This is a genomic window from Jeotgalicoccus saudimassiliensis, assembly GCF_000756715.1.
Taxonomy (GTDB): domain Bacteria; phylum Bacillota; class Bacilli; order Staphylococcales; family Salinicoccaceae; genus Jeotgalicoccus; species Jeotgalicoccus saudimassiliensis.
Genome location: NZ_CCSE01000001.1, coordinates 1,270,001 through 1,293,170 on the forward strand (window position 1 = coordinate 1,270,001; position 23,170 = coordinate 1,293,170).

At 43.3% G+C, this 23,170-nt stretch carries 25 protein-coding genes; 8 read left to right on the forward strand and 17 right to left on the reverse strand.

Annotation, left to right across the window (positions count from 1 at the left end; genetic code table 11):
- Window positions 1–409 precede the first annotated feature (409 nt).
- The 8 genes from RZ44_RS06200 to RZ44_RS06235 form a co-directional block, all read right to left on the reverse strand.
- Window positions 410–1,186 (reverse strand): KinB-signaling pathway activation protein, encoded by a 777-nt coding sequence (locus RZ44_RS06200; protein ID WP_035809570.1) that lies wholly within the window; start codon window positions 1,184–1,186, stop codon window positions 410–412.
- Window positions 1,183–2,232, reverse strand: coding sequence for an Mrp/NBP35 family ATP-binding protein (locus tag RZ44_RS06205; RefSeq protein ID WP_035809572.1), 1,050 nt, complete (start codon window positions 2,230–2,232; stop codon window positions 1,183–1,185). Before RZ44_RS06205 ends, RZ44_RS06200 begins: the two co-directional genes overlap by 4 nt.
- A gap of 90 nt (window positions 2,233–2,322) precedes the next feature.
- Window positions 2,323–3,873 (reverse strand): amidohydrolase, encoded by a 1,551-nt coding sequence (locus RZ44_RS06210; RefSeq protein ID WP_035809575.1) that lies wholly within the window; start codon window positions 3,871–3,873, stop codon window positions 2,323–2,325.
- Between the two features lie 72 nt (window positions 3,874–3,945).
- On the reverse strand, window positions 3,946–4,746 hold the full coding sequence (gene proC, locus RZ44_RS06215; protein WP_035809578.1) for a pyrroline-5-carboxylate reductase: 801 nt from the start codon (window positions 4,744–4,746) through the stop codon (window positions 3,946–3,948).
- Between the two features lie 68 nt (window positions 4,747–4,814).
- A complete protein-coding gene (gene trhA, locus RZ44_RS06220) occupies window positions 4,815–5,525 on the reverse strand; it encodes a PAQR family membrane homeostasis protein TrhA (RefSeq protein ID WP_035809580.1) in 711 nt (236 codons plus the stop codon).
- The gene (locus RZ44_RS06225; protein WP_035809582.1) at window positions 5,525–6,673 is read right to left on the reverse strand and encodes a UTP--glucose-1-phosphate uridylyltransferase; all 1,149 of its coding nucleotides are present in this window, start codon (window positions 6,671–6,673) and stop codon (window positions 5,525–5,527) included. Before RZ44_RS06225 ends, trhA begins: the two co-directional genes overlap by 1 nt.
- 16 nt (window positions 6,674–6,689) lie before the next feature.
- Window positions 6,690–7,991 (reverse strand): pyrimidine-nucleoside phosphorylase, encoded by a 1,302-nt coding sequence (locus RZ44_RS06230; protein ID WP_035809584.1) that lies wholly within the window; start codon window positions 7,989–7,991, stop codon window positions 6,690–6,692.
- A 16-nt stretch (window positions 7,992–8,007) separates the two neighbouring features.
- Window positions 8,008–8,328 carry a hypothetical protein gene (locus RZ44_RS06235; protein ID WP_035809587.1) on the reverse strand — a complete coding sequence of 107 codons (321 nt, stop codon included), beginning with the start codon at window positions 8,326–8,328 and terminating at the stop codon, window positions 8,008–8,010.
- A 113-nt stretch (window positions 8,329–8,441) separates the two neighbouring features.
- Between RZ44_RS06235 and RZ44_RS06240 the strand changes: the two genes are divergently transcribed.
- The 6 genes from RZ44_RS06240 (at window position 8,442) to RZ44_RS06265 (ending at window position 13,407) form a co-directional block, all read left to right on the forward strand.
- Entirely contained in the window at window positions 8,442–9,161 is a 720-nt protein-coding gene (locus RZ44_RS06240) for an SDR family NAD(P)-dependent oxidoreductase (protein WP_035809588.1), read from the forward strand.
- Between the two features lie 134 nt (window positions 9,162–9,295).
- Window positions 9,296–10,210 (forward strand): metal ABC transporter solute-binding protein, Zn/Mn family, encoded by a 915-nt coding sequence (locus RZ44_RS06245; protein WP_035809590.1) that lies wholly within the window; start codon window positions 9,296–9,298, stop codon window positions 10,208–10,210.
- A gap of 12 nt (window positions 10,211–10,222) precedes the next feature.
- Window positions 10,223–10,957, forward strand: a complete 735-nt coding sequence (locus RZ44_RS06250; protein ID WP_035809592.1) for a metal ABC transporter ATP-binding protein — start codon at window positions 10,223–10,225, stop codon at window positions 10,955–10,957.
- Complete coding sequence (locus RZ44_RS06255; RefSeq protein ID WP_035809595.1) at window positions 10,945–11,820, forward strand: metal ABC transporter permease; 876 nt, start codon at window positions 10,945–10,947, stop codon at window positions 11,818–11,820. Before RZ44_RS06250 ends, RZ44_RS06255 begins: the two co-directional genes overlap by 13 nt.
- Complete coding sequence (locus tag RZ44_RS06260) at window positions 11,817–12,686, forward strand: metal ABC transporter permease (protein WP_035809597.1); 870 nt, start codon at window positions 11,817–11,819, stop codon at window positions 12,684–12,686. Before RZ44_RS06255 ends, RZ44_RS06260 begins: the two co-directional genes overlap by 4 nt.
- A 61-nt stretch (window positions 12,687–12,747) precedes the next feature.
- Entirely contained in the window at window positions 12,748–13,407 is a 660-nt protein-coding gene (locus RZ44_RS06265) for a metal-dependent transcriptional regulator (protein ID WP_035809599.1), read from the forward strand.
- A 350-nt stretch (window positions 13,408–13,757) separates the two neighbouring features.
- Here the strand turns inward: RZ44_RS06265 and RZ44_RS06270 are convergent, their stop codons facing one another.
- The 4 genes from RZ44_RS06270 to RZ44_RS06285 all read right to left on the reverse strand — a co-directional run bounded on the left by RZ44_RS06270 (window position 13,758) and on the right by RZ44_RS06285 (window position 16,244).
- Window positions 13,758–14,222, reverse strand: a complete 465-nt coding sequence (locus RZ44_RS06270; RefSeq protein ID WP_035809601.1) for a Dps family protein — start codon at window positions 14,220–14,222, stop codon at window positions 13,758–13,760.
- 201 nt (window positions 14,223–14,423) lie between these two features.
- Entirely contained in the window at window positions 14,424–15,203 is a 780-nt protein-coding gene (locus RZ44_RS06275; protein WP_035809607.1) for a Cof-type HAD-IIB family hydrolase, read from the reverse strand.
- Between the two features lie 22 nt (window positions 15,204–15,225).
- A complete protein-coding gene (locus RZ44_RS06280) occupies window positions 15,226–15,633 on the reverse strand; it encodes a hypothetical protein (RefSeq protein ID WP_035809611.1) in 408 nt (135 codons plus the stop codon).
- Window positions 15,634–15,650: 17 nt separating this feature from the next.
- Window positions 15,651–16,244: a ribonuclease H1 domain-containing protein gene (locus RZ44_RS06285; protein WP_035809613.1), complete on the reverse strand. Its 594-nt coding sequence runs from the start codon at window positions 16,242–16,244 to the stop codon at window positions 15,651–15,653.
- Between the two features lie 205 nt (window positions 16,245–16,449).
- Between RZ44_RS06285 and RZ44_RS06290 the strand changes: the two genes are divergently transcribed.
- Entirely contained in the window at window positions 16,450–17,628 is a 1,179-nt protein-coding gene (locus tag RZ44_RS06290; protein ID WP_035809616.1) for an MFS transporter, read from the forward strand.
- A 48-nt stretch (window positions 17,629–17,676) separates the two neighbouring features.
- Here the strand turns inward: RZ44_RS06290 and RZ44_RS06295 are convergent, their stop codons facing one another.
- Window positions 17,677–18,645 carry an MsnO8 family LLM class oxidoreductase gene (locus tag RZ44_RS06295; protein ID WP_035809617.1) on the reverse strand — a complete coding sequence of 323 codons (969 nt, stop codon included), beginning with the start codon at window positions 18,643–18,645 and terminating at the stop codon, window positions 17,677–17,679.
- A 3-nt stretch (window positions 18,646–18,648) separates the two neighbouring features.
- Window positions 18,649–18,930, reverse strand: coding sequence for a DUF3219 family protein (locus RZ44_RS06300; protein ID WP_081962364.1), 282 nt, complete (start codon window positions 18,928–18,930; stop codon window positions 18,649–18,651).
- A 221-nt stretch (window positions 18,931–19,151) separates the two neighbouring features.
- Between RZ44_RS06300 and RZ44_RS06305 the strand changes: the two genes are divergently transcribed.
- Window positions 19,152–20,600, forward strand: a complete 1,449-nt coding sequence (locus RZ44_RS06305; protein WP_052108858.1) for a YhgE/Pip domain-containing protein — start codon at window positions 19,152–19,154, stop codon at window positions 20,598–20,600.
- Window positions 20,601–21,300: 700 nt separating this feature from the next.
- Here RZ44_RS06305 and RZ44_RS06310 read toward each other — a convergent pair.
- Genes RZ44_RS06310 through RZ44_RS06320 form a run of 3 tightly spaced genes read right to left on the reverse strand, consistent with a single transcriptional unit; the run spans window position 21,301 to window position 23,147 of the window.
- The gene (locus RZ44_RS06310) at window positions 21,301–21,810 is read right to left on the reverse strand and encodes a hypothetical protein (protein ID WP_035809618.1); all 510 of its coding nucleotides are present in this window, start codon (window positions 21,808–21,810) and stop codon (window positions 21,301–21,303) included.
- A 26-nt stretch (window positions 21,811–21,836) separates the two neighbouring features.
- Window positions 21,837–22,211 carry an iron chaperone gene (locus tag RZ44_RS06315; RefSeq protein WP_035809620.1) on the reverse strand — a complete coding sequence of 125 codons (375 nt, stop codon included), beginning with the start codon at window positions 22,209–22,211 and terminating at the stop codon, window positions 21,837–21,839.
- On the reverse strand, window positions 22,212–23,147 hold the full coding sequence (locus RZ44_RS06320; protein ID WP_052108859.1) for a CorA family divalent cation transporter: 936 nt from the start codon (window positions 23,145–23,147) through the stop codon (window positions 22,212–22,214).
- Between the last annotated feature and the right edge of the window lie 23 nt (window positions 23,148–23,170).

The window sequence follows — 23,170 nt, forward strand, 5'->3', positions numbered from 1 at the left end:
TTATCTTAACACGTCTGTTTTACAGATGCAACAACTAATATTAAGTTCTTGTTAAGAATATAAAGTTTTGATTACGTCGCGTTTGAGCGACTTTTATATTTTAGCACATCCAGGTTTTGAATGCAACAACTTTTTATATTGTTTTGTTAAGTTTTGTTCGCCGTGTTTTGACGACTTAAATATCATAACATGTCTGTTTTACAGATGCAACAACTTTTTTAAAGTTATTTTTAACTTGTTAAGTTTTGTTGTGTCGTGTTTTGACGACTTTTATATCTTACCAAGATGGCGGTGAAACGTCAACGCTTTTTAATCATTTATTTATACATAATATTGATAAAGCCCGTAGAACATTGATTCTACGGGCTTTATCTTCAATATTTTATTTTTAAAATTGTACTTTCATTCATTATTTCTTATTATTATCCTGTTTTGCAGCCTGGCGGGTCTTGTTCTTATACCCCATTTTTTCACGTGCTTTGATCTGACTTTCTTCTTTTACACGTTTAGCCTCGGCTTCTTTTTTCAGTTCTTCACGTTTTTGTTCGTTTATATCACTTTTCGTTACACGTCCGCGCTCACGTTTTTCCTGTTCAGAGTCCTCTATATACTTAGGCAGTCTGATCAGCTGATATGCGTTTGTCAGAATTACGGTGAATACAGAACGGTAAATCCAGTTCGTATCTTCGACCGAGATAAACGGCAGCAGCGTCAGTGAGGTCATAAAGATCATAAAGAACAACGATGATATAAATACGTTCGTTTCAGTAATCATATTTTTATAGTACGCAAAACCGATTCCGGCAATAACTACTATAATAGGTATCCATATAAACGACCATGTTGAACCATGATCAATTCCCACCTGTCTGAAGCGCAGGTAGAAGAGGTCAAATACTGCATACATTATTAGAAGAAGCTGGACGTAAGGCCATGCTTTTCTGAATATCCCCATACCTAACGGATGGATAAATAAATATATGTAGAAAACAACCTGGCTGACTGTTGCGATTAACAGTCCGTATCCGATAAGGAAAATTAATCCGGCAAAGAAATCTCCGAACTCTCCCTGAAAAAGATACTTTGTTACAGTATTGTATTCTGTAACGAGACTGATTGCTGTAGTTATTGCAGCACCGATCAGCAGCGTCACAAAATAAAATTTAACTAAATACTTCGACGTCATTCAGCAGTGCCTCCGATCACTTTCTTCGCCATATCTGCATACACTGCACTGATTTCATCATTTTCATATACTGACGGCGCAAAATCTTCTTCATTCCATTTAGGCTGACCAAGCGGCAGCTGACCTAATAATTCTGTGTTCAGCTCATCTGCAAGCTTCTGTCCTCCGCCCTTACCGAAGATATATTCTTTATTTCCAGTTTCTTTACTTTCAAAGTAGCTCATGTTTTCAACGACACCGATAATTTCGTGGTCTGTGTGAAGCGCCATCGCTCCTGCTCTCGCTGCTACGAATGCTGCGGTCGGGTGTGGTGTTGTAACGATAATTTCTTTACTGTGCGGCAGCATCTGGTGAATATCCAGTGCCACGTCCCCTGTCCCCGGCGGCAGATCAAGCAGCAGGTAATCAAGATCTCCCCACTTCACTTCTTCAAAGAAGCTTGTCAGCATCTGGCCGAGCATTGGTCCTCTCCAAATAACCGGCGTGTTTTCTTCAACGAAAAACGCCATTGAGATTACTTCAACGCCGAAACGGTTTACAGGAATAATCGTTTCACCATCAAGCATCGGACGTTCAGTAATACCCATCATGTCCGGTACACTGAAGCCGTAAATATCCGCATCAATTAAACCGACTTTTTTGCCTTCACGCGCAAGTGCTACTGCGAGGTTAACGGCAACTGTTGATTTACCGACGCCGCCTTTACCTGATGCCACTGAAATAAATTCTGTTTTACCAAGTGTGAAGCCGCGCTCCATCGCGCTGCCGCGTGTGGAACGGAATTTCTCAATTGTCTCATCCGGCAGTTCTTCAAAACGCAGTCCGACACTGTCTGCGCCTTCTTCTTTCAGCAGGCTGACAATTTTCATCTGCAGTTCAAGCTGCTCCTGGCCGCCCTGGCGGCCAATTGCTATTTTAACACTGACGTGTTTTTTCTCTTCTTTAATACTTACTTCCAAAATACCGTCAGTTTCACTGATCGGTACGTTTAAAATCGGGTCATCCAAATTTCCTACGAGTTCTCTTACCTGACTTTCAGTAATCATGTATACGCTCCTTCATTCGAGTTGATTCCATTAATGTTTATAATAACACAACATCAGTGCCACTAATATATTCGGGAAGTGAATTTCCGGTTACAATTCAAAAACTGTGTCACCGTCGATAATTGTTTTTAATACTTTCGTTTCTTTCAGCTCTTCAGGTGTCACTGTCATGACGTCTCTGTCCAGCACGATAAAGTCCGCAAAATATCCTTCAGCGATTTTCCCCTGGACATTTTCCCTGTAGACAATTTTAGCCGCTTCAACGGTATACATTTTAAATGCATCATATCTCGGGATAATTTCATCCGCATTATATACCGCACCATTATCTTCGCGGGTAATGAGTGCATGAATGCCGAGGAACGGATTCACCTTTTCAATCGGTGCATCGGATGAACCGCCCATAATTACTCCTTTGTCGAGAAGCGTTTTAAACGGATAGAGATATTTCGCCCGCTCTTCCCCCACATAGTCTGCTACCCACGGCATATCTGAAGTCAGGAATGTCGGCTGAATATCACAGACAACCGGAAGTTTTGCAATACGTTCGATTAAGTCGGGACGAAGCAGACTGATATGAATCAGGCGGTCATGCTTTCCTTCCGGCACCGGATATTTCTCAATCGCATCCAGCACCATTTCAATCGCACGGTCACCAATCATATGAACTGCGACTGCATCATTATTTGAACGTGCAGTCTGAACCATCCGCTCCAGTTTCTCCACCGTATGAATCTGCAGTCCTTTATCAGTTGAATCCACATATGGTTCGCTGACCAGTGCTGTCTTCGCTCCAAACGCACCGTCTGCGAAAATTTTCATCGCGTCGCGTTCTACGAAGTTTTCTTTATATGTTTTATCCGCTGCAACGACATCTTCATATACCTGTTCATGCGTCAGCAGGTTAACCCTGAATTTCAGCGCATCTTCACCAAGCGTATTTAAATATGCATCAAGCGGCACATTGAAGTCCCCGTAATACGCAAGATCTTCTGTGTGTGAATTCGCGATGCCGAGCGACTGTAAATATTTCACACCGCGTGCAATGTCTTCACCAAGTGACTCGACAGTATCTTCCACCGTTGCCGCACGCATCTCTTCGAATGCTTTATCGTACACCCACCCTGTCAGTTCACCGTTCTCATCACGTTCAAAATATCCGCCTTCCGGGTCCGGAGTATCCTTCGTAATGTTCAGCGCATCAAACGCTTTTTTGTTCACCACCCCTGCATGGGCACAAATACGCGTAATCAGCGTCGGTTTATCTGTCAGTTCATCGAGTTCCTGCATGGTGATTTTGTACTGGTCTTCAAAGTTATTTTCATCGTATCCGAGAATATTATTCCATGTACGGTTTGTTTTAAATGCTTTAACCTGCTGTTTCATCTCATCGATATCCGTCACATCATCGAGAGCAAGAAGCTCCAGTTTTTTACCGATCATTACGAGGTGCTGATGCACGTCAGTTAATGCCGGCATCATCGTTTTGCCATCCAGGTCGACAAATGCATTCGCCTCTGTTTCCAGTTCTTCGTACTTCCCTGTCTTTTCAACTTTTCCGTTATGTATTAATACAGCGTTCACCGTATTCATTTCTTCAGTCATCGTATAAATAGTACCGTTATAAAATAATGTCGCCATTTACCCCATACCTTTCATCCATAAAAAAATACTTTCATATATTATTATATATGAAAGTATTTTCAGATTCATTTATCGTTCACTTAATTTTTTACTGCGGTCTCTCGCACTGCCGAGTGTCGCAAAAATAATTTCCTGTATCGTCGAATCGCTCAGCGTATTAAGACCCGCTTCAGTCGTTCCGGCTTTGGATGTAATATCCGTACGCAGTTTTTCAAATGACTCGGGACGTTCCGCCAATGTTTTCCCTGTACCGATAACAAGATTTCTTGTCAGCTTATCCGCATCTTCTTTTGAAAAACCAAGCTCTTCAAGGCTTTTCGCATACATTTCATATATATAGTAGAGAAATGCAGGTCCCGATCCCGTAGCCGCCGTAATGTTATCCATGCCTTCTTCGCCGACAACAACATTTTTACCGAAACTCGCCATCAGTTCAATCAGTTCATCTCTGTCACTGAAATCATCGGAAAACGCGATACCGTTAACAGAATACTGAACCATCGCATTGGTATTCGGCATAATTCTTGCCACCGGATTTTCCATGCCTGTTTCTTCCTGGATTGCTGCAATATGAATACCGGCCATTACAGAAACCAGTTTCGTCTTTTTCTCAAGATACGGACGAAGACGTTTTGCTACATCACTGAAGTTTTGCGGTTTGCTTGCAAGGATGATGTAATCTGCATCCCTGCACAATTCTGCATCGTCATATGAAACCTTTACGCCAAGTTCTTCTTTAAACTCCATCGCTGCGACGCGGTTCGATTTGCTCGTAATATAAATATCGTCTGGTTTGACGACACCTTTTTCAATCATTCCTGTAAATATTGCACTGGCCATATTACCTGCGCCAAAAAATACTATTTTCATTATGTCCACCCCGATCAGTTAATTATACGTAAGTTGTATATACTATCATACTATTCGCGTATGCTGCATCAGATGTAAAAAACAATCGCTGTATAGTGACATATTGCCGCAATAATAATAAAGAAGTGCCAGATCATATGGAAATATTTACGGGTTTTCTGAGCATAAAACCATGCACCTGCAGTGTATGCCAGTCCGCCGAGTATTATAAGTCCGATAAAGACCCAGGAAGTTTCACTTATAATAGAAGGTATGAATGCAACAGCAGACCAGCCCATAATTAAATAAAATGCGAGACTGACTTTTTCATTCACGACAGGAGCCAGCACTTTATACAAAATGCCGAAAATTGTCGCAGCCCACTGGAGAACCAGTATAACGATGCCGAACGTGCCGCCGACGACAGATACAGCTATCGGCGTATACGTTCCTGCGATAGCCACAAAAATAAAGCTGTGATCCAAAAGACGCATGACATACTTATGATTCGTGTTGTGTTCCATCGAATGATAAAGCGTCGATGTCAAAAACATTAACAGCATACTGATGACGAATATCGAACCGCCGACTGCGTGTGCTACTCCGTCCGCTTCGTACATATAAACAGCAGTGAACGGCAGCAGGAATATAAATATTATCGCTGCGACACCGTGACTCACCGCATTGCCCACCTCTTCACCAAAAGTGAGCGGCACTACATTTCTCAATGTACGTTCTATTCTCGTTGTTACTTCTTCTTTACCGTATTTGCTGCGCCCTGAATTTGAGTCCTCTGCCATTAAATCAATCCTTCTTCTGCTAAATCTTTCGCGGCAGTTTCAATGCTGTCGTTCCCCACTTTATTTTTAAGCGGTGAGAATTCACCTTTTCTGTCCACCTGAAGTGTATTGTGTTTATCCGCATATTTAAATGCATCGAAATAAAATTTCTCAAACTTCAGTACTTCTTCTTTAACTGCTGATAAATTGAGATCAAGATGCTCAAGTTTTTTCAGAGCGAGATGATAAGGCATTTCCCCGTCAGCTGCTTTATTTAAAAAGTCTGTCGAGTACATATGGATTCCGATGTTGGCATTCGTAAACTTATCTTCACTGCCGTCAGGAAGTTCCGTATATTCAACTACACCCTTATCTCCGTTCAGTACAGCTAGGCGCCCTACTGATTCACCTGATTTCGGTGTAATTGATTTCGAAGTAATATCGTTGTTTTCCGTCACGTGAAGACCGACAAGTGCCGGGTCCAGTACTTTAACGACAACGTTGTCGACATTATTCATAAATACGTGCTTCACGCCGTTCGCTTCCATTTCAGCAAGCATGCCGCTGTTTTTTAACGAACTGAAAATTCCGCCGTTGCCGTTAGGCGTCAGCATAATATTCTGCTCTGCAGTCAGCATCAGGCTGCCGTCTTTAGTTAAAGGCGGAAAGTGTTCCTGTTTGAAGAAGTGAATGTTTGCTTCAGGGACATTAAAGTAGCTGTGCTCTTTAAAGAATTGAAGCGTTTCTTCATGGTTAATATCACTCGTCATAATGTACCAGTGAACTTTCAGTTCGCCGGAGTCTGTCTGATATTTAAGAATCTGTCTTGCCTGCAGCTCAAACAGTGACACCCCGTCAAACGAGAATGTGCCTTTCGGGCCCGGGTGCTCGAGTCTTGTACCCTGACCGCCGGCCATCAGTACAACCGCAACTTCGCCGTTATGAACTGCCGATTCTGCCGATTCACTTAACGCGTCGATATCAAGATCTGACTTAAGTACATACGGGACCTCTTCCACAGAAGATAAATCCACTTCTGTTTTATTGACATATGTTTCGTCGTAAACACGTTCGATTGCCTTAATATCAAGTGCGTCAAACTGCTCTTTTACTTCATTCTGTTTGTCTTTTTCAAGTTTTGAGTATTGCGGAATCCATTTTTCAATCATCTTTTTTTCTCCTAACTTATGCAGTAATAATGCGTTTAATGAGTTCTGTCTTCTTCTGCTCTTTACCCAGGTGGTAGCTGTCGGTAATCTTTTGAACAACGCTGTCCACGTCTTCTGTGTTCGATGCAATTTTAGCAATCACATCGCCTTTGTTAACATAGTCGCCGACTTTTTTCTCAAGTACAATTCCGACAGCAAGATCGATTTCATCTTCTTTCGTCTGACGTCCGGCACCGAGAATCGATGCTGCAACACCGATATTTTCCGCATCGATAACTTCAACATATCCTTCTTCATCAGAAGTCACATCGTAATGATATTCTGCCTGCGGCAGGTTTTCAGGATTATCAACTAATGAACCGTCGCCCCCCTGATTGTTAACGAACACTTTGAATTTTTCCAAAGCACTGCCGTCTTTAATTACCGCTTCCAGCATCGTGCGTGCTTCCTCAAGATCTTTCGCCTTACCGCCGACAACAGCCATCTGTGCACCAAGCGCTAATGATAATTCTGTTAAATCTTTTGGCCCCTCGCCTTTCAGCGTATCGATAGCTTCTTTGACTTCATTAGCATTCCCGACAGCATAACCCAGCGGCTCTTCCATGCTCGAAATAATAGCCATCGTACGGCGGCCGACATTGTTACCGATCTGTACCATTGCTTCAGCAAGGGCAACTGCATCTTCTTCAGTTTTCATAAATGCACCGTCTCCGACTTTAACGTCAAGTACGATTGCATCTGCACCCGCAGCAATTTTCTTACTCATGATTGAACTTGCGATAAGCGGAATTGAGTTTACCGTTGCCGTAACGTCACGCAACGCGTAGATTAATTTATCCGCAGGCGTCAGGTTCCCCGACTGACCGATAACCGCAACTTTGTCTTTGTTAACAAGGTTTGCAAAGTCGTCCTGAGTCAGTTCGACGTGGAATCCTTTTAATGCCTCAAGCTTATCGATAGTTCCGCCTGTATGTCCAAGTCCGCGTCCGCTCATTTTTGCAACCGGAACGTCAAGTGCAGCAACGAGCGGTGCAAGTACTAATGTCGTCGTATCGCCGACACCGCCTGTAGAATGTTTATCCACTTTAATACCGTCGATTGCTGATAAATCAATCTGATCTCCCGAATTAACCATCGCCATCGTCAGGTTGGCAGATTCCTCAGGCGTCATATCGTTAAAGTAAATTGCCATTAATAAAGCAGATGCCTGATAGTCAGGAATATCTCCTTTTGTATATCCATTAATGAAGAATTCAATTTCTTCTTTTGTCAGTTCTTTGTTGTCACGCTTGTTAGCGATAATGTCTACCATTCTCATTGTTAAAGTACTCCTTTTATTTAGACGTTGCCGTCCATTCCTTCTTATTCTTGTAACGTTTTGTATGCGCATAAATATTCTCTGCTGCATAATCCTCATTAGTATACACTGTTATATCGAAATATGTCCCATTTTCACTGTGACGTTCTTCAGTGTAAGTATCTTTCAAATGAACAAACAAATTTTTCATTGCTGTCTGGTCAAGACTCGGATATTCACGTAAAATCCTCTTCTGCAGTTCGCCGTTATTATCGAGTACTTCCTGCACGACGATAACAAACGACTCATCATTCTTAATCACATCATCAAAAATATTAGTCTGTCCGCGTTCAGCCATCGTAAGTCCCCCCTTCTCTTTAACAGGCATATCCATTTCATCTTTTTAATATCTTCATTATACTTAAAATATGTCACAATTCATAACATGAACTTAAATCAGGAGGTACAAATATGCAGGATTTACATGGGAAAAATGCTTTGGTTACCGGCGGCTCAAGAGGAATCGGTTTAAAAACCGCTCAGGCACTGGCAGATAACGGCGTTAACGTTGCAATCGCCGGGCGTAATAACGACTCTTTAAAGGACGCGCTTTTAACATTGGAGAAAAAAGATGTGAAAGCGATTGCCATAAGCGGCGATGTTTCTGTTAAAGAAGATGTACAGAATATCGTTGCCGAAGTAATAGCAGATTTCGGGCAAATCGATATACTGATTAATAATGCGGGGATTATGGGAAACGGCAGTTTCTTCGATGATAATGAAGAGATGTTCCGCCAGATGCTCGATGTCAACGTGTTCGGTATGTACTATATGATGAAAGAAGTTCTTCCTCATATGAAAGAACAGAATTCAGGCGATGTTGTTAATATCGCATCAGTATCGGGACTCCGTTCATCAGCAGGCAGCGCATTGTATTCAGCAACTAAACATGCCGTCATCGGATTAACTGAAGGTGTGATGCGTGAAGTGCGCAAGAACAATATCCGTGTACAGTATTTAACACCATCGGCAGTGCTGACAGATTTAATCGGTACGCCGTCACTCGATCCTGAAACGATGACTCACCCTGAAGATATTGCTGATATTATCGTCAATCAGCTGAAAATTCATCCGCGTACGTTCGTTAAGAACAGCGAAATGTGGGCGACTAACCCGCAGAGTGCGGAGTAAATTATAATTTTAAAATCACCGTTTGGAGAGCTCGCTTTCCAAATGGTTTTTTTATGTCTTTACATTATTTGGTTTGACTAAATTAAAAATTTAGGGTAACCTAATAATATTAAATTATATAAAGGAGTTTCTTTATGAAGAAGATACTTTTACTGACATTAACAATGTTTTTCCTTACTGGATGCAGCAATGAAACAGCAGCTGATAACGATAAACCGAAGCTCGCGGTAACGACGACGTTTATCAATGACATGGTTGCTGTTTTGGAAGATGATGTGGACGGCTTTAATACAGAAATGATTATTCCTGCCGGCGAAGATCCACACGTTTATGAGCCGAAAGCGAGTAATCTCCGTGTACTTGGTAATGCAGATGTAACGCTTTATCACGGCTTAAACTTTGAAGGAAGAATGACAGATGTTTTAACTGAAGGCGTTTCTATTACTGAAGGTTTCCGCTATGAAAACCTCGGGGAGATGGAGGAAGAAGACGGCACAGTTGCAGATCCGCATTTCTGGTTCGATATCGAATTATATAAACAGGCATTCACTGCTGTTAAAGAAACGTTAGCCGAACATAACCCCGATGATGCTGAGCTGTATGAGAAAAATTATGAGGCTTATATTACAGAACTGGATAAATTAAACCAGTTCGTTACTGACCGGATTAATGAAATTCCCGAAGACTCGCGAATGCTGATTACGCCTCACGATGCTTTCGGCTACCTTGAGAGCAGCTATGATATCGAGGTGCATGCACCGCAGGGGTTCTCTACGGACAGCGAAGTGTCGAATAATCAGATTCAGGCAACTGCAGAGCTGATTACGGACAATAATATTAAATCAATTTTTGTTGAAACGACGACGAATTCCGACCGCATGATCCGCCTGCAAGAAATCGTCAGCTCACAGGGCGGCGACGTTGAAGTCATCAGCGGTAAAGACAAAGAACTGCTGTCTGATTCACTCGCACCGGAAGGCAGTCCCGGCGATACGTACTTAACGATGTACCGCCACAACATTAATATTATTGCCGACCATTTAAAATAAGGAGGTTCAGCAATGATTGAACATGCAATCAGTACAAAAAATCTGAGCGTGGCTTACAGCGATAAACCGGTGATCTGGAAACTGGATATCGATGTTGAAAAAGGCAGCCGAACAGCAATTGTCGGTCCGAACGGCGCCGGAAAATCCACATTGATTAAAGCGATTATGAAATTAGTCAAACCTGTCTCAGGTGAATCTGCGGTTTCAGGCAGCACGCATAAATCTGCGCTTAAGGAAGTGGCTTACGTACCGCAAAAAGGTGAAGTGAACTGGGATTTCCCTGCCACCGTTTTTGATGTCGTGCTTATGGGCCGATATGTTCATAAAGGATTATTCAAACGTCCGAATAAACAGGATAAAGAGATTGCGCTTCAGGCACTTAAGACGATGAAGATGACACAGTTTAAAGAACGGCAGATTTCAGAGCTCTCCGGCGGACAGCGCCAGCGTGTCTTTTTAGCACGTGCCATTGCGCATGATGCGAACATTTATATTATGGACGAACCGCTTCAGGGGATTGATATTACGACAGAAAAACTGATTATCGACACGATGAAGAAACTGCAGGCTGATGGCAAGACGTTTTTAGTCGTGCACCATAACCTGAATACAGTACCCGACTATTTTAACCGGGTCATTATATTAAATAAGGAAATTATCGCAGCCGGTCCGGTGGAAGACGTCTGGACAGAAGATAATATTAATGCGGCATATTATGAAAAGAGTGATGAGCCATGGACATCCTGACAAGTTATTCTTTTCTGATTGTCGCAATCGGCACCGTTATTTTATCTGCAGCGGCAGGTATCGTCGGTTCAATCAGTGTTATTAAAGGACAGAGCTTAATCGGTGATGCGATTGGCCATGCAACATTTCCCGGTGTCGTGCTCGCATTTATGCTGTTTAACGTCATGGAAACTTCCGTGCTTGTTATCGGCGCTGTGCTGTTTGGGATTATCGCTTTTCAGCTGATTCATGTCATTACCGATTTTTCCAAAATTACATTAGACAGTGCACTTGCATTAGTACTATCCGGATTTTTCGGACTCGGCATGGCATTGAAAAGTTACGTACAGGGCAATCCGAATTTCAGCGGTACACAGGGAATCGATGATTTTATTTTCGGCCAGGCTGCATATATGTTAAAAAGCGACGTGTATTTAATTATCGCAGCGTCTGTTATCAGTCTCGTGCTCTTTTTCTTTTATTATCAGCAGCTCAGAATTTATACGTTTGATCCGATATACGCCCGCACTGTCGGCATCAGCATCAGATTTATGAATGTGCTTGTGCTCGCTGTGACAATTATGCTGATTGCGGTCGGTTTGAAAGCGGTCGGCGCTGTGCTGATCGTTAATATATTAATTGCACCCGCGGTTACCGGCACGCTGTGGTCGAATAAGTTTATGACCGTATTGATTATCGCGGCAGTTTCCGGCGGGATGTCGGCATTTATCGGCACATATATTTCGACAGCTTTAACCGGCATCGCAACAGGACCTGCAATTATACTTGCGCTCAGCATATGTGTGATTTTCTCCATGCTGTTTGCGCCTAAAGGCATTTTTGCTAAACAGAGCCGTTTAAGAAAGCTGGGTGAAGCCGCATGATCGAAGTATTTTTAGTGCTTTTAGTGACCGCTTTCGCCTCCAGTCTGCTCGGCGTGTTTCTTGTGTTAAAAGGACAGGCCATGACAACCGATGCCATCAGTCATACGATACTGCTCGGCATCGTTATCGCATTTTTCATTACTAATGATTTACGCTCACCGCTGTTAATTGTCGGAGCGGCAGTTATCGGGCTGATTACTGTTTATCTGATAGAACTCGTTACGTCATCCGGTATGATGAAACAGGACGCTGCAATTGGCATTGTTTTTACTGCTTTGTTTGCAGGCGCAGTTATTTTAGTTTCGCGCTATGCAGATGATGTTCATCTTGATATCGATGTCGTGCTGATGGGCCAGGTATTATTCGCACCTTTAAACAGAATAGATATTCTTGGTGTGAGTCTGCCTTACGCGCTCGTACAGCTGACTGTTGTATTGATTATTAATGTACTGTTCGTGCTGATATTTTATAAAGAACTCAAAGTCACGAGCTTTGACCCGGTTTATGCTGCAGCTGCCGGAATCAGTACAACGCTGATTTATTATCTGCTGATGACACTCGTATCCGTTACAGCGGTAACAGCATTTGATGCAGTGGGCTCCATTCTCGTTATAAGCTTTTTTGTCGCACCGGCAATTACTGCTTACCTTGTCACCAAACGTTTATCCCACATGATTTGGCTGACACTGATTACTGCAGCATTCAACAGTCTCACCGGCTGCACGTTTGGATACTTTACCGATATTTCAATATCCGGCAGTGTAGCGTCCGTTTCACTTATGACGTTTTTAGCAGTGTTCTTTTTTAATAAAAACGGCTGGATTAGGAAAACTTTAAAATCACGCCGTATGCTCCGGGAAATTTAATTTGCCTGTTCCGTAAAAGTTCTTCATAATTAAAGTTGAATTTTGTGAATGGAGGGTTATAATGAGCCCAACAAAAGAAGATTATTTAAAGGTGCTGTTTGAACTTGGAGCTTGGAAAATCCAGGTGCCGAATAAAGAAATAGCCGAACGGCTGAGTATCTCTCCGCCGACGGTAACCGAAATGATGAACAGTCTTGTTAAAGCAGGCTGGGTGGAATACACACCGTATAAAGGGAGCATGCTGTCAGAAGCAGGTGCCGAATATGCGAAAAGGCTGATTCGAAAACACCGCTTATGGGAAGTGTTTCTCGTTAAAAATCTCGATTTCAATATCGATGAGGTCCACAACGAAGCTGAGGTTCTGGAACACTCGACGAGTGATATTCTTGCCGATCAGCTGGAAAAATATTTAGGCTATCCGGAACACTGCCCTCATGGCGGTGCGATACCTCTGGAGCTGATGGATACACAGGAAAAAATATCGATTCGTTTATCGGATATTAAAAACGACGATATCGTTAGCGTGGTGAGAATGTTAAATGAAGAGAAACTCGTGCAGCACTTTAAACGTGCCAATCTGAACATCAATGACAACATTCAAATTACCGAGCGCGATAAAACCCTTGATTTACTGTACATTACAAACCACACGACCGGTGAGAACATTGAATTAAGCCGGACGATTGCGCAATACCTTTTTGTAGTTAATCAGAGTGAGTGATTTTCTGGCGGGTTTGCGGCGGGAAGTTCTATGAAGCGGCTTCATAGAGTGCCGAAGCTGCTGGAAGTTCTATGAGCGCTCTTCATAGAGTGCCAAAACCGCTGGAACTCCTATGAGATCAGTTCATAGAACGCCGAAGCCGCTGGAATTCCTATGAGATCAGTTCATAGAACGCCGAAGCTGCTGGGAGTTCTATGAGCGCTCTTCATAGAGTGCCGAAGCCGCTGGAATTCCTATGAATCATCCCCATCGGACCGCACACAACACACCAGAACACAACACCACCTGCAGCACAAACAAAAAACCGATTCCCACACCAGGGAATCGGTTTTTCAATTTACCATATTATATTATTTAACGTCGTCACCTAAATATGCTTTAAGCATCCAGTTATTTTTCTCAATATCCTGTGCCATTGCGATGAACATATCTGCTGTACGGTCGTCGCCAGCGTCTTCTGCTGTTTTAACGCCCTGGTTCAGTTCTGCTGAGAGGACTTCAAAGTCTTCAGTTAACTGTTTAACCATTTGTTTTGCATCAATGCCGTATTCGCCTTCTTCGATACTTGATTCCTCAAGTACTTCAGTAAGCTTCGCAACCGGTTCGCCGCCGATTGTTAAAATTCTTTCTGCAATGTCATCTACGTAGATGCCTGTTGCATCGTATAATTCTTCAAATTTAGCGTGTAATGAGAAGAAGTTAGGTCCTTTAACGTACCAGTGATAGTTATGAAGTTTAGTCCATAATACTGTGTTGTTAGCAAGCTGCTTATTAAGTGCCTCGATTACTTGTGTTTTTTCTTTTACTTGTGCCATTTAAAAATCACCTTTCTTTTATATGAATTGGATTTTCGTTTAAGCGCTTATTTAGAATAATTCTTATCTATATATTTATTATACCATCCCTGAATAATATATCAACACTTATTTATAATAATTATAAATAAGGGGTATACTAATTCCGGCTACGTTTAGCTATACCCCTGCATACTTTTTATAAACATAAAAAAGACCGGATTATAATAATCCGGCCTGCTTCAGCCCGTCGTACAGGCCATTTTCATCAACGTGGCCAGTGACATACCTGCTGACCGCTTTCGCTTCGGGAACACCGTTGCCCATTGCAACACTATTCTCAATTAGCTCGAGCATCTCCACGTCATTCGGACCGTCGCCGAATGCATACACATCTTTAATATCAATATTCATTTTATCAAGCAGCGTCTTAATGCCTTCTGCTTTTGATCCGCCGCGCGGAATTACGTCTATACAGAATTCATGCCACCTTAAGAAGTACACGTCTTCGTATGATGAAATATATTCCGCTTCCTCCTCTCGAGAACAAAACAGCAGCGACTGGTAAATATCATTACCTTCAAAATATGTTTTGTCTTCCGAGACTTCAAAGTCCAGTTTCAATGAACCGATGCCGGCTTTAACGTGTTCGTGTTCTTTCGTGCTGACCCGGAGGTCTTTCTCATCACAGAACGCCACCGGATGGTCATTGCTGTGTGCCTGTGCACTTAACTTTTCAAGCGTACTGTTAGCGATCGGATTTTCGTAAATCACTTCACCTTCAAAGACAATGTACTGTCCGTTGTAGCTGATGTACGTTTCAATCCCCAGCTCTTCACGCAGCGTGTCATACATAAACGGTCCCCGGCCCGTTGCGATAGCCACAATATGGCCATCTTCTTTCAACTGACGGACTGCGTTCTTCGCACTTTCCGGCACCTGTTTATCAGAGTTGTACAGCGTGCCATCGATATCAAAAAATATTAACTTCCTATTCGGCATAATACACCTCTTCTATATTTTTTTACAGTATATAAATATTCGTTAAAATTATTAAACCGATAATCAGACCCACCCAGATGACCATCATCACAAGATTCGATTTATCGTGAAAAGCTGTATACAGTCTGAAATCAGTTACTATATTCAGCACGAGCTGCAGTATAATAACGCCGATTAAAAGCCAGATTCCAAGTGTGATGCCGCCTGAGAAAAACATTACCGCTCCAATAACAAATATCACTGTCATGACGATAAAAAAAACGCGTTCTATATTAACGAGTTTCAGTCTCATGATTTTAGCAATTGCCTTTTCATCGCTGAAGTATCTGCGCTCATCAAATGAGAAATGCAGTCTGTTATCGTTGAAAAATGTTGTCATGGCAAATTTAATTAACAATCCTGTCACCAGGATAAATAATAATATGTACATATAGGATGTCCTTCCTGCTAGTTATTGATTCCCTGTTTTGCCAGCTCATCCGCCATTTCGTTATACTTAACGCCGGTATGTGCAGCGACTTTATAAAAGTGTATATTAATGTGCTTCTTATAGTCATTCATTTCTCTGGCGTACTGCTGTGTGACAGCGTTCTTCGCCTGCCATTCTCCAGTGTACCATTTTTCAAGACCCGCATAGTCGTAGTGCACATGGATATCTTTATACCCTTCTTCGATCGCCCAGTTTACCGCGTATAAAATGCCGCCGATTTCCGCCGACACGTTCCAAAGATTGTTTTCCGGATCGACCGGTGTGCTTTTCGCAGCGGTGTGAATCACTTTATCATCAACGATAAACACAGCACCGAAGCCCGCTTTGTTTACTCGCTTGTCATAGCTTCCGTCGACATAGCTGACAAGTTCCCCTTCAGGGATTTTCTTATTCCCGTCTTTAAGGTTGTTCATAAAGTTATCCGCTTCGGCTTTCGTTTTAAAAGATTTGAACTCAGCACCGCTGAATCCCTTCACTGCTTTTTCACATGCTGCCCACGTATTGTATATGCCGGGACGATGGCCTTTTCTTACCGCGTAGAATTTCGCCATATGTATCCTCCTGTATATTTTATCTATTAAAAACCAGTCCTGATTATACCATGAGCTTTAACCCGTTTTACAGCGGGAACATTTTCAATAAACTGACATTTTGCTTGAAAACACTTTCCCGAGCGCACCTTCTGGACATTGAATTTAATGTGTATTAATATCGCCTGTATGCTTTAAAAGAAAACGATAAAAAAAGGAGGCGCGTATGTTTAACAATCCTTCACGAAAAATAATTATTACAGTGTTTATGATCGGTGCTTTCGCAGTCGGTATGACGGAATACGTCGTTACCGGATTACTCACTCAGTTTGCTACGGACCTCGATGTTGCTGTATCGACGACGGGACTCCTGCTGAGCGTGTACGCGCTGAGTGTCGCGCTGTTTGGACCGGTCATCCGGCTGTTAACCTTGAAATTCACACCGAAACTGCTGTTACTCATTTTGGTTTCAATATTTATTATCAGTAATATCATTGCCGCAACTGCTCCTAATTTCGAAGTGCTGCTCTTATCGCGGCTGTTATCCGCATCGATGCACGCACCGTTCTTCGGTGTCATGATGAGTGTCGCAATGGCAATTTCACCGCCTCATAAAAAAACGAGCGCAATTGCACTAGTTAACGGCGGACTCGTTATCGCGGTCATGCTCGGTGTGCCGTTCGGCTCATACATCGGTTCTGTGCTCGATTGGCGCGTCGTCTTCTGGATGATCGTAACACTCGGTATTCTTACGCTTATCGGCATGATTCTCGTGACACCGAACTTCAGAATTACGGATGTTCCTAAAATTTCCGCCGAACTGTCCGCATTAAAAGATAAAAACGTCATTATGCTTATCGTGACGATCGTCTTCGGATTTTCCGGGGTGTTTACAGCCTATACATTCCTTGAGCCGATGCTTCGCGATATTGCAAATATGGGAGACCTCGGCGTGACATTCAGCATGCTGATGTTCGGGACATTTGCCGTTATCGGCAACTTCTCCTCCGGCAGCGTCCAGCCCGGTAAACTGACAGGCGCCGTGACACTTGTCATTATGTTTCTCGCCGTTGTACTGTTCGGCCTGACATTTATGCTGCAGGTGCCGTACCTTGCATATATAGCAGCCGGCCTGTTCGGACTCGGCACATTCGGTATTTCACCGATGCTGAACGCGAAAATTATCTTTGCCGCTGTGACCGCTCCGGCACTTGCCGGTACGCTCGCCGCTTCGGTATTTAATCTGGCGAATGCAATCGGTGCATCACTCGGATCCGCCCTCCTGTCCGCAGACTTCAGCTATACTGCAATCACTTTCGTTGCCGGCGGCATGCTCATATTCGGTGCTCTCTGCATGGTTGCAACACATTTTATAGAAGATAAAAACCGCTTCACATCAGAATAACTTAAAAAGCACTTTGGAACTTTATAAAGTTCCAAAGTGCTTTTTATATTACTGATCTTTCAGCAGATGTTCTGCAAGGAGACGGTAGCTGTTCAGCTTGTCTTCAATATCGTGTGTTATCGTCACAATCATCAATTCATCCACCTGGTACGCTTCACTGATCCCGGTCAGAGTTTTCCCGACTGATTCAGGTGTACCCGTAATCAGATTGGACATAATCTTTTCGGTTTCACTGCGCTCATCTTCTGTCAGTTCGACAGCTGACGTGTCTTCAATACCCGCCACACCGTTATAACCGCGGCCTGTTGATTTCAGCGCCTGATTTACTGCATAACTGTATGCCAGTTCACGGGCATACTTTTCATCTTCATGACAAAACACGTTCACAGTGACGATTATTTCTCCGGGTGAGCGGTTCTCTCTGTATGTATCCAGCACATCCACCGGATTGCTGCTGCTCATAAATTTGCCGAAGCAGTAGTTCATATTGTTATCCCGTGCAAATACTGCACTCTTCTCACTCGTTCCGAGCATCCACAGTTTCGGTTTTATATCCGGCAGCGGCATGGGCTTCGGCATTTTATCTTCATCGTTAATATAAGCCTGCAGTTCTGTCACCAGCTCCGGCATTTTGAATACGTGCTGGAGATAGTTGTCACTGAGTGCTTCCGATGCTTTGTTGTCCCCGCCCGGTGCACGGCCGATACCGATATCAACACGGTCACCGTAAAGGGCTGCCAGCGTATTAAACACTTCCGCCACTTTATAAGGTTTATAATACGGCAGTAACGTCGCCCCGCTGCCGAGACGGATTCTGTCTGTCACCATACCGGCGGCTCCCAGTGTGACCTCGGGTGCACTGGATGATAAACCGGTCATGCCGTGATGTTCTGCGAGCCAGAATCTTGTATATCCCAATTCATCACCAAGCTCAGCCAGCTTCACACTGTTTTTCAGCGCTTCACCGGCAGACATGTTTACAGAAACAGGTGCCTGATCAAGAATACTGAGTTTCATCTGTTATTTTTCTTCTTTCAGAGTGATGTGATATTCCCCTACGTTGTCCTCTTCGTACAGGTTATCAATCGAAGTTGAGTAGTTTATAATTTTTGCATTGAATTCCTCGTTATTATTTCCCGGAAGTCTTACAAGAAACTCCTCTTTGTACAGGTGTTCCGATAAATTGTGGTAATCTTCACTTGTCACATCGAATTCAATATACACCGTACCTTCTTCTTCATCTCTTCTTAACTCTTTCACTTCAAGAGTTAAATCGTCTAAAACTATAATGTCCATTGCCATTATCTTTCATTCCTTTCAAGTCGCTAATGAGAATACTAACACTGGTAATATTCTATTGCTAATAAAATGAATACCCGTTTTTAACTTTCCTAACCTTAGGGGGACAAAGTTTCCTGCGATTTTATCGAAATTAAAATTGTGCCGGTTTTCACAAATGATTAGACATGAGCTGATTTATTCCGTACATTAAAGAAATACAAATTGGATTGGAGATATATAAAATGTTCAGTGATATTAAACAGCTCTTGAAAAACCCGTTCCTGATTATTTCCCTGCTGGCAATTTCAACAATTCCGGCATTGTACACGGCAATCTTTCTCGGCTCGATGTGGGATCCCTACAATCAGCTCGATGAAATACAGATCAGCGTCGTTAATGAAGACGAAGGCGCCGAACTCAACGGCGAACCGCTGAATGTCGGAGAACGTATAGAAAATGAACTTGCGGAAAACGAAGAGTTCGACTGGCAGTTTACAGACTCAGAAACTGCACAGCACAATTTGGAAACCGGGTCATCCTACGCAATTATACATATTGCAGATAATGTGTCCGAACAGGCGACAACACTGCTCGATGACGAACCCGAGCTGATTTCAATCGACGTCACAACCAATCCCGGCTTTAACTTTGTCGGCAGTATGATGGGTACCCAGGGCGGTGCCGGTGTCGCCGATGCGATTTCAACAACTGTCGGTGAGACATACACGGCGACATTGATGGATACTTTATCCGAAGTGGCATCATCGACAGACGATATCGAAAGTGCGCTTTTTGAAATGCACCAGGGTGCCGGTGAACTCCGTGAAAGCAACGAAGCACTGCAGACAGGAATCGATCAGGCAGCACCCGCACTTGGGCCGGCAGGTGCCGAGCTGACAGAAGGCAATACAGAAATCACTGCCGGTATCCAGTCACTCGAAGAAAACCTCGCAGCACTTGAACAGAAAGTCGCTGAAGGTTCCGCACCGATGGATGAGTATTCATTTACGGAACACAACGCTGAATCGATTGTCAGTCCGGTGGAAGTAAATGAAAGTGAGATTACGGATATGAACAACTACGGCCAGAGCTTCGCACCGTTCATTATCGCGGTCAGCCTGTTCGTCGGCGCAGTTGCATTCAGCGTAATCTTCCCAATTAACCGAAGTTCCGAAAACTATAAAAATTCACTCGCTATGTCGGTCAGTAAACTGATTATTATTTCGCTGCAGGCCGTCATATCAACTGCCATCGTCGCATCGGTCGTCCAATTTATATTCGACTTCCCAATCAGCGAGCCCGTTAAATTTTACGGCATCATGATACTGTGGGCATTCTCGGCACTGCTGTTTGTCACACTGCTCGTATCACTGTTTGGAAACATCGGTAAATTCATCACGATTATACTGTTGATTATCCAGTTGTCGGCAAGCGCCGGGACATTCCCGATAGAAACAGCCGGCACACTTTATCAATTCGTTCATCCGATTCTGCCGATGAGTTATGTCATCGCAGCGATGCGCGAAGCGATATTCAGTTTCGAAGGCACTTTATCGTACGGCGATGCAATGATATATACGATCGCAATTACAGTCGGAAGCGTCATTCTTCTGCAGCTGATAAACTTCCTGAAATTCCAGTTCAGTTCATTTGAAGGATTAATCCGGAAACTCAGCAGAATTCAGTATTGATGACGTGATGGTTGGTGATGGTGACGGATTTATCCGGAACCGGGTCGTCCGGTTTACAACGGGGGAACGCCGTTGTCATCCGGCACAACCCGGTTTACAACGGGGGAGCGACGTTGTCATCCGACACATCCCGGTTTACAACGGGGGATCGCCGTTGTCATTCGACACATCCCGGTTTACAACGGGGGAGCGACGTTGTCATTCGACACACCCCGGTTCACAACGGGGAAACGCCGTTGTCATTCGACACACCCCGGTTCACAACGGGAAAACGACGTTGTCATTCGACACAGCCCGGTTTACAACGGGGAAGCGACGTTGTCATTCGGCACCGCCCGGTTCACAACGGGAAAACGACGTTGTCATTCGACACAGCCCGGTTTACAACGGGGAAGCGACGTTGTCATTCGGCACCGCCCGGTTCACAACGGGAAAACGACGTTGTCATTCGGCACAGCCCGGTTCACAACGGGAAAACGCCGTTGTCATTCGGCACCGCCCGATTCACAACGGGAAAACGACGTTGTCATTCGGCACAGCCCGGTTCACAACGGGAAAACGCCGTTGTCATCCGGCACCGCCCGGTTCACAACGGGGAAGCGACGTTGTCATCCGACGCACGACCCGCACCCCACGTCGCGACAACACCATCCACAACACAAAAAGCACTGTTCCCGTCCGTCACGGGTACAGTGCTTTTTTATATCAAATCTTCTTCGTCCGGGTTTGTCAGATCCTGAACAGGATAGTCCAATTCTCTCAATCTTGTCACAAACCGGTCATGATTCAGATATATGTGATTCAGTTCTTTCAGTATTTCCTCTCCGCTGTAAAAACGGATAACAGTCTGGATATCGCGTTCTATCGTAATGTTCGTAATATCTTTTCTCGCCATCACTGTTTCACCGCGGCGGAATTTAATAATCATTCCCGACGGGGCAATGTGAAGTTCGTAATATTTATCTCCTTTATCGGCTTTAAACAGAAAGCCTGCAACAATACCGAGCAGTACAAAGCCCGCAACCATATACGCCCGGTTAAATGCACTTTCTTCAATATTGTTAAATGTCATATAGGACAAATCAAAAATGATAAATAATAAGTAGGCGCCCATTACAACCAGCCCGAACAGCTTAAAATTAAAGCCTTTCGGGTCATAGTTTTTCGGCACATCTTTTCTCTCCAAATATATTACGCGGTCGTCTGCCATCGCTGCACCTCTTTTTTCTCTTCAGCTTACCGCCAGAATTTACCGGCGTCTTTCTTGTCTTCTATATTATACTCAATGATTTCTTTTAACAGCCCGTAGTCCACTTCATCGCTGTATTTAATTTTATATGTCATCTTTTCATGTGAGTAGCCGGCATGTTTAATTTTACTGCTGAACACTTCAATTCCTTTTGGCTCGTGATTAATTGAAAAGTGTTTCTTTGCAGGTTTCACTCCGACAATAAATGTTCCATGATGCGAGTACAGCGGTGTACTCCATTTAACTTCGCGTTTCAGTTCGGGAAACTCCGACTCTATCCACCGGTATACTTCACGGACTTTCTCCCTGCCTGCTTCGTATTCAATTTTCTCAACATAAGGTTTAAAGACATCTTCTGTCATTTACATCCACCTCTTATATTTAAAGTAACTAATCATGCCCACACTGATCAGCAGCATAACACCGAGCGTTATATAGTATCCTGCTGCCCAGTCCAGCTCCGGCATGTTTTTAAAGTTCATACCGTAAATACCGCTAATCAGTGTCAGCGGAAGAAATATTGCGGAAATAATTGTCAGCACGTTAATGATTTTATTCATGCGATAAGTGTTGTATGAAATATAATTATCTTTCATTTCATCAATCATTTCTTCTGAGAATTTGATAATCAGTTTCTGACGGTCAATCTTCGAGTCAATTTTACTTAGTATCGATTCGCTCCGTTTGCTGTTAAACAGATCATCCTGTTCTTTAAATTTCTCAACGAGTTCCTCCATCGGAATAATTACACGCTTCACGCGGAAGATTTCTTTTCTCACATCGAACATTTTCGACGTGATATCATCGCCCTTTTTCTCGCTGCCGTGTTTTTCCTCAAACAGAATCACATCATCTTCAATGTTGTGAACAATATCAAAATACTGTTCCACCGTCTGGTGCAGTATGTGAAGTGCAATATCTATTTCCAGGTCTTCATGTTTATGTTTAATAATTTCAGCAATATCGATAAAATCATCGAGCACACCGTCGTGATACGTAATAATAATATCCTGCATAACGAATATATTAACCGCATGAGCTTCGAACGTCTCGCTGTTTATGACATGGCATATTAAAAGCTGGTAGTCGTCAAAATTATAATATTGCGGACGGTACCGTTTTGTCGCCTCGTCCTCCAGTCTGCCTCTATCGAGTTCAAAGTCGGACAACAGTGCTTCCTTATCATCGAAACTGTTGTAGTCGTACCAGGTAAAAGTGACATCGTACGGCACCGTATCCCGTCCGTCTGCGGCTTGTATCTGATTGTCTTTTGTTATGTACTGAATTTCAAGACTCACCGGAACATCCCTCCCGGTGTACA

Bases quoted from the DNA above. Each gene is read 5' to 3' on its own strand.
- RZ44_RS06270 (WP_035809601.1), bottom strand. From the start codon at position 14,222: ATGGCACAAGTAAAAGAAAAAACACAAGTAATCGAGGCACTTAATAAG.
- RZ44_RS06315 (WP_035809620.1), bottom strand. From the start codon at position 22,211: ATGACAGAAGATGTCTTTAAACCTTATGTTGAGAAAATTGAATACGAA.
- RZ44_RS06255 (WP_035809595.1), top strand. From the start codon at position 10,945: ATGGACATCCTGACAAGTTATTCTTTTCTGATTGTCGCAATCGGCACC.
- RZ44_RS06310 (WP_035809618.1), bottom strand. From the start codon at position 21,810: ATGGCAGACGACCGCGTAATATATTTGGAGAGAAAAGATGTGCCGAAA.
- RZ44_RS06305 (WP_052108858.1), top strand. From the start codon at position 19,152: ATGTTCAGTGATATTAAACAGCTCTTGAAAAACCCGTTCCTGATTATT.
- RZ44_RS06245 (WP_035809590.1), top strand. From the start codon at position 9,296: ATGAAGAAGATACTTTTACTGACATTAACAATGTTTTTCCTTACTGGA.
- RZ44_RS06210 (WP_035809575.1), bottom strand. From the start codon at position 3,873: ATGGCGACATTATTTTATAACGGTACTATTTATACGATGACTGAAGAA.
- RZ44_RS06300 (WP_081962364.1), bottom strand. From the start codon at position 18,930: ATGGCAATGGACATTATAGTTTTAGACGATTTAACTCTTGAAGTGAAA.
- RZ44_RS06225 (WP_035809582.1), bottom strand. From the start codon at position 6,673: ATGATTGAAAAATGGATTCCGCAATACTCAAAACTTGAAAAAGACAAA.
- RZ44_RS06250 (WP_035809592.1), top strand. From the start codon at position 10,223: ATGATTGAACATGCAATCAGTACAAAAAATCTGAGCGTGGCTTACAGC.
- RZ44_RS06205 (WP_035809572.1), bottom strand. From the start codon at position 2,232: ATGATTACTGAAAGTCAGGTAAGAGAACTCGTAGGAAATTTGGATGAC.
- proC (WP_035809578.1), bottom strand. From the start codon at position 4,746: ATGAAAATAGTATTTTTTGGCGCAGGTAATATGGCCAGTGCAATATTT.
- RZ44_RS06265 (WP_035809599.1), top strand. From the start codon at position 12,748: ATGAGCCCAACAAAAGAAGATTATTTAAAGGTGCTGTTTGAACTTGGA.
- RZ44_RS06235 (WP_035809587.1), bottom strand. From the start codon at position 8,328: ATGGCTGAACGCGGACAGACTAATATTTTTGATGATGTGATTAAGAAT.
- RZ44_RS06260 (WP_035809597.1), top strand. From the start codon at position 11,817: ATGATCGAAGTATTTTTAGTGCTTTTAGTGACCGCTTTCGCCTCCAGT.
- RZ44_RS06200 (WP_035809570.1), bottom strand. From the start codon at position 1,186: ATGACGTCGAAGTATTTAGTTAAATTTTATTTTGTGACGCTGCTGATC.
- RZ44_RS06240 (WP_035809588.1), top strand. From the start codon at position 8,442: ATGCAGGATTTACATGGGAAAAATGCTTTGGTTACCGGCGGCTCAAGA.
- RZ44_RS06275 (WP_035809607.1), bottom strand. From the start codon at position 15,203: ATGCCGAATAGGAAGTTAATATTTTTTGATATCGATGGCACGCTGTAC.
- RZ44_RS06280 (WP_035809611.1), bottom strand. From the start codon at position 15,633: ATGTACATATTATTATTTATCCTGGTGACAGGATTGTTAATTAAATTT.
- RZ44_RS06285 (WP_035809613.1), bottom strand. From the start codon at position 16,244: ATGGCGAAATTCTACGCGGTAAGAAAAGGCCATCGTCCCGGCATATAC.
- RZ44_RS06230 (WP_035809584.1), bottom strand. From the start codon at position 7,991: ATGAGAATGGTAGACATTATCGCTAACAAGCGTGACAACAAAGAACTG.
- RZ44_RS06290 (WP_035809616.1), top strand. From the start codon at position 16,450: ATGTTTAACAATCCTTCACGAAAAATAATTATTACAGTGTTTATGATC.
- trhA (WP_035809580.1), bottom strand. From the start codon at position 5,525: ATGGCAGAGGACTCAAATTCAGGGCGCAGCAAATACGGTAAAGAAGAA.
- RZ44_RS06295 (WP_035809617.1), bottom strand. From the start codon at position 18,645: ATGAAACTCAGTATTCTTGATCAGGCACCTGTTTCTGTAAACATGTCT.